At 71.9% G+C, this 5,332-nt stretch carries 5 protein-coding genes; 4 read left to right on the top strand and 1 reads right to left on the bottom strand.

Features of this window, described 5'->3' with window-relative positions:
• From ITI46_RS32915 to ITI46_RS32900, 4 genes are all read left to right on the top strand, one after another.
• On the top strand, positions 1-586 hold a 586-nt coding region (locus ITI46_RS32915), incomplete at its 5' end, for a hypothetical protein (protein WP_209243612.1).
• A 161-nt stretch (positions 587-747) separates the two neighbouring features.
• The gene (gene pcaDC, locus ITI46_RS32910) at positions 748-2,046 is read left to right on the top strand and encodes a bifunctional 3-oxoadipate enol-lactonase/4-carboxymuconolactone decarboxylase PcaDC (protein ID WP_209243611.1); all 1,299 of its coding nucleotides are present in this window, start codon (positions 748-750) and stop codon (positions 2,044-2,046) included.
• Positions 2,036-2,713, top strand: a complete 678-nt coding sequence (locus tag ITI46_RS32905) for an MBL fold metallo-hydrolase (RefSeq protein ID WP_209243610.1) — start codon at positions 2,036-2,038, stop codon at positions 2,711-2,713. The genes pcaDC and ITI46_RS32905 overlap by 11 nt, the downstream gene beginning before the upstream one ends.
• 48 nt (positions 2,714-2,761) lie before the next feature.
• Entirely contained in the window at positions 2,762-3,541 is a 780-nt protein-coding gene (locus tag ITI46_RS32900; RefSeq protein ID WP_209243609.1) for an exodeoxyribonuclease III, read from the top strand.
• A 58-nt stretch (positions 3,542-3,599) separates the two neighbouring features.
• On the opposite strand, the gene ITI46_RS32895 is transcribed toward ITI46_RS32900, so the two are convergent.
• Positions 3,600-5,332, bottom strand: a 1,733-nt coding sequence (locus tag ITI46_RS32895) for an SGNH/GDSL hydrolase family protein (protein ID WP_209243608.1), incomplete at its 5' end; no start/stop codon positions are given.

The following is a 5,332-nucleotide window of genomic DNA, read 5'->3' as shown; positions in this document are numbered from 1 at the left end:
GCCCCCCGGCCCCTCGCGGCCGGGCGCCGCGCGAGAACGCCCGCGCGGAGAGCGCCCCCCGCACCGCCCGCGGCACCGCGTCGCCGTGCTGGCGATCGTGGTGCTGCTCATCGCGCTGCCGGGCGGCTATCTGGTGCAGTCCGCGTTCCAGAGCCGCGCCAGCGGCAAGGACAAGGAGCGCGCCGCAGCCGCCACGAGCCTCACCTACGCCCGGCCTCCCAAGGTCAGCCAGCGGATCTACAACGTCCCGGTGCCGCTCTCGGCGACCCGGGTGGCCTTCTACGAGGCGAACGCCTGGAAGAAGAGCACGATGTGGGTGCAGTTCCGCACCAGCCCCAAGCGGCTCAAGGAGTTCCTGGGCGACATCGGCAGCGGCAGCGGCGACACCCCGGACCTGAAGAAGGGCGAGGTCGCCATCAGCGGCAAACACGCCAGAGAGGTCGGCTGGCGCTTCGACGAGCCCAGGAGCCATTACCGCAGCGCCCGTATCGAGCAGCCCAAGAGCAAGCCCGATCTGGCGATCACCGTGGACACGACGTACAAGAGCAGGCCCCGCGTCTACGTCGTCTCCACCACCGAGTTCTGAGTTCCGCATCGTTCCTCCACGCGCTCCGCACAATCGCACAGGCGCGCATCGATCGGGCGCCCCGCGCGGTGCGCCCAGCGGGGCGCTCGGTAGCGTGAACCCGTGAGTATCGGCCGTCCCACCCCGACCCTGTCCCGAACACCTGCCCGAGGTGAAGCACGGTGACCCCCGCCCAGACGCTCCAGCACCGGACCGACGGACCCGACAACGCGCCCGTACTCGTTCTCGGCCCCGCCCTCGGCACCACCTGGCACATGTGGGACCGGCAGATCCCCGAGCTGACTCGCAACTGGCGGGTCCTCAGGTTCGACCTGCCGGGACACGGCGGCTCACCCGCCTACTCCGCCGACTCGGCCGACTCCTTCGCCGAGCGGCTGCTGGCCACCCTCGACAGGCTGGGCATCGAACGGTTCGGCTACGCCGGCTGCTCGCTGGGCGGCGCCATCGGCATCCAGCTCGCCCTGCGCGCCCCGCAGCGCGTCACCTCCCTCGCACTGATCTCCTCCTCGCCGCGGTTCGACACCCCCGACAGCTGGCGGCAGCGCGGGGTCGTCATCCGCACCAACGGGCTCGACCCGATCGCCCGCACCACCCCCGAGCGCTGGTTCACGCCCGGCTTCGCCGCCGCGCAGCCCGCCATCGTCGAATGGGCGGTCCAGATGGTCCGCACCACCGACCCCGGCTGCTACATCGCCGCCTGCGAGGCGCTGGCCTCCTTCGACGTACGGGAGTCGCTGGGCCGGATAGGCGTGGGCACCCTGGTCGTCGCGGGTGCCGAGGACGAGGCCACTCCGCCCGCCGAGGCCCGCGCGCTGGTCGCCGGTATCCCGGACGCCCGGCTGGCCATCGTGCCCGGCGCCTCGCATCTGACGCCCGTCGAGCAGCCCGGCGCCGTCACCGACCTGCTCATCCGGCACTTCACCACCACCTGGCAGGAGTCGGCCGCCGGGCCCCCTGCCCCGGCCCCCGTCATCAGCCCCGTACCGCCGCAGGCGTCCGCCGTCGCCGAGCTGGAGTCGGGCGACCGGGCCGCGCTGCGCACCGACGCCTACGAAGCGGGCATGAAGGTGCGCCGCGAGGTGCTGGGCGACGCACACGTCGACAACGCGCTGGAGCAGACCGACGACTTCACCGAGGACTTCCAGAACTTCATCACCCGCTACTCCTGGGGCGAGATCTGGACCCGCACCGGCATCGACCGGCGCACCCGCTCGGTGATCACGCTGACCGCGCTGGTGGCACAGGGCCACCACGACGAGCTGACCTTCCACGTCCGGGCCGCACTGCGCAACGGGCTGACCCCGGACGAGATCAAGGAAGTGCTGCTCCAGACCGCCGTCTACTGCGGGGTGCCCGCCGCCAACGCGGCCTTCGCGGTGGCCCAGCGCGTGATCCGGGAGGAGACCACTCCGGAGGACCGCCGTGCGGCCCGGGAGGATAATGAGCCGCATGGGAACTGACGCCAACGACAGTCCGCTGAAGCTCACCAAGCAGGGCCACGCCAGCGTCCGGCTGGAGAAGGACGGCCGTACGCTCGTCATCGATCCCGGCGGCTTCAGCGAGCAGGAGGCCGCGCTCGGCGCCGACGCGCTGCTGGTCACCCACGAACACCCCGACCACTTCGACGAGCTGCGGCTGCGCGCCGCCATGGAGGCCAACCCGGAGGCGGAGATCTGGACGCTGCGCAGCGTCGCCGAGCAGATCTCCGGGGCCTTCCCCGGCCGGGTCCACACCGTCGGGCACGGCGACACCTTCGAGGCGGCGGGCTTCGAGGTCGAGGTGCACGGCGAGCTGCACGCCGTCATCCACCCCGACATCCCGCGCATCACCAACATCGGCTTCGTGGTCGACGGCCTGGTCTTCCACCCCGGCGACGCCCTCACCGTCCCCGAGCGCCCCGTCAAGACGCTGCTGGTGCCGGTGCACGCGCCGTGGAACAAGTTCTCCGAGGTGCTCGACTACGTCCGAGCCGTCAGCCCCGCGCAGGTGTACGACATCCACGACGGCCTGCTCAACGACAACGGCCTCGGCGTGCTCGGCCGGATGCTGGGCAAGGGCGGTCCCGGAACGGGTGGCGCGGCACACAACCACCTCCAGCCGGGGGAGCGTGTCCGACTGGCGAGGTAGCCTGCATGCTCCCGGGGGACGACCCCCGTGACCCCCGACGGAGTCTGCATGCGTATTGCCACCTGGAACGTCAACTCGATAACAGCCCGGCTGCCCCGGCTGACACAGTGGCTGGAGTCCGCCCAGCCCGACGTGCTCTGCCTGCAGGAGCTGAAGGTGTCCGACGACGCCTTCCCGCAGCAGGAGCTGCGCGCGCTCGGTTACGAGTCGGTCGTCAGCGCGCAGGGCCGCTGGAACGGCGTCGCCGTCCTCTCCCGTGTGGGCATCGAGGACCCGGCGCTCAGCCTGCCGGGAGCGCCTGACTGGGAGGGGGTCGTCGAGGCCCGCGCGGCAGCCGCCACCTGCGGCGGGGTGCGGGTGTGGTCCCTGTATGTGCCCAACGGGCGCGAGGTGGGGCACCCGCACTACGAGTACAAGCTGGAGTGGCTGGCAGCGCTGCGGGACGCCGCGGAGAAGTTCTCCACCGCCGCGATGCCCTTCGCCGCGCTCGGGGACTTCAACATCGCGCCGACCGACCGCGATGTGTACGACATCGCGGAGTTCTCCGGCTCCACGCATGTGACCTCCCGCGAACGGGAGGCGCTGGCAGCGCTGGAGGCCGCCGGGGTCTCGGACGTCTATCCCCGGCCGCTCAAGTACGACGTGCCGTTCACCTACTGGGACTACCGGCAGCTGTGCTTCCCGAAGAACCGCGGCATGCGGATCGATCTCGTCTACGGGAACGAGGCGTTCACCACCGCGGTCTCGGACGCCTACGTCGACCGCGAGGCCCGCAAGGGCAAGGGCGCCTCGGACCACGCCCCGGTCGTGGTCGATCTGGAGCTGTGAGCCCGGCCCACCCGCTCCCCTCCAGGGGGCGGGTGGGCCGAAGCGCCGAGCAGGCGACTCAGCCGGCGAGCAGCCGCAGGTCGATCGACTCCCCGAGGGCCCGGTATCCCGCGTCACCGGGGTGCAGATGGTCGCCGGAGTCGTACTTCGGCAGCATCCGCGCGGGGTGCGAGGGGTCGCGTACGACCTTGTCGAAGTCGAGCACGGCGTCGAAGTAGCCGCCGTTCTCCCGGACGAAGGCGTTCACCTTCTCCCGCTTGGCGTCGACTTCCGGAGTGCAGTCGTGGTAGCCCTCGCACGGAGTGACCGTCGCGGCCAGTACTCGCAGTCCGCGCGCCTTGGCCCGCGCCGAGATGGCCTTCATCCCGGCGATGACGTCCTCGGCCGAGGCGCCCCACCGCACGTCGTTGATGCCCTCGAACAGCACCACGGTGCGGGCGCTGGTCTGTGCGAGTACGTCCCGCTCCAGCCGGTGCTGGGCGCTTACCCCGGCCGTGTCGGTGCTGATTCCGTCGCCCGGGTAGCGGTCGGTGACGATGCGGTTGGCGGAGATCCCGTGGTTGAGTACGCCGAACCGCGGTACGTCGTTCTGCGCCAGCAGCCGGCCGGCCAGCACATTGGGCCAGCGCCGGTTGGTGTCGGGCGTGGAGTGGTCGCCGTCGGTGATCGAGTCGCCGAGCGCGACGACCGAGCCAGGCCCGCCCTTGACATCGACACCGGTCAGGAACGGCCACATCGTCAGCGAGCGGGTGAAGGCGGCACCGTCCGCGTCCCCGGTACGGTCACCGCTGCCGCCCTCGCTCAGATACGAGTGCTGCTGCGCCTTGCTGTGCACGGGCGCGGCGGGCACCGGGTCCGGCAGATGGATGCTGACCAGCAGATTTGTGTCGGAGGGCACATCGAAGCCCACGGGGTCGCTGACCGCCCTGGCACCGGCGGGGATCCGGGTGCCGGCGTGCCCGCCGTCGAAGGTGAGCTGCGTGGGGCGCCGGTGCGCTGCGGCGCCGTCCTTCTGTACGGCGATGGAGGCGTGACCGATCCGGACGGGCTGGGCGGCGAAGGTGTTCTCCAGCCGGATCCGGGCCTGGGGGCCACCGGCCGAGGTGTGCACGACGAGCCGCAGCGTCTGGTCCCGCCACTGCCCGGTCCCGGTGTAGCCGCCGGTGCTCGCGGACCAGCTGCCGGTCCAGCCGGTGGTCTCGGGGCGTACGGCCAGGTCGAAGACGTGCAGGTCGGCATCGGCGCCGGGGTCCCGCGGCAGCGTGACGGAGCTGACGTCGCGGCCGCGCTCCAGCGGTACGGTGACCGCGTAGAGCCGCGCCTTCTCGGTCAACTGGTCGCCCTGGCGGGTGTTGAGGTGGGGGAGGGCGACGGCCTTGGTGGCCAGCGGGCCACCGCGCCAGTCGCCCGCTGTGAGGGTGTAGGTGCTGTGGGAGCCGTCCTGATAGCGCACCGTGCCCGTGCCGCCGGCGGCCTCGGCAGGGCCGTGCGGCGAGGTGGCGGCCACCAGGAACGAGAGGGCGTTGCCGCGTCCGGTGAGGCGTACCTGCTGTCCGTCGGCGCGTACGTTGTCGGGCCGGCCCGGCGCCCGGTCGGGGCGGTGCAGCGGGGCGGCGTCCAGGTCGAGCCGGGTGCCGGGGGTCCAGCCGGCGGCCTGGAGGTCCTGTGCGGAGAGGGAGCGCCCCGCACCGTCGAAGTCGGCGGCGTCGGGCTTGGCGTCGTCGCTGACGGCGCTGTTGTTGTAGAGCTTCTCCAGGGGGAGCGCCTTACCGGCGGGGGAGGACGGGGAGG

The sequence above is a fragment of the Streptomyces oryzae genome (genome assembly GCF_017676365.1).
GTDB lineage: Bacteria > Actinomycetota > Actinomycetes > Streptomycetales > Streptomycetaceae > Streptomyces > Streptomyces oryzae.
Note: the sequence above shows the minus strand (reverse complement) of the source record. Positions and strands in the feature narration are given on the sequence as shown.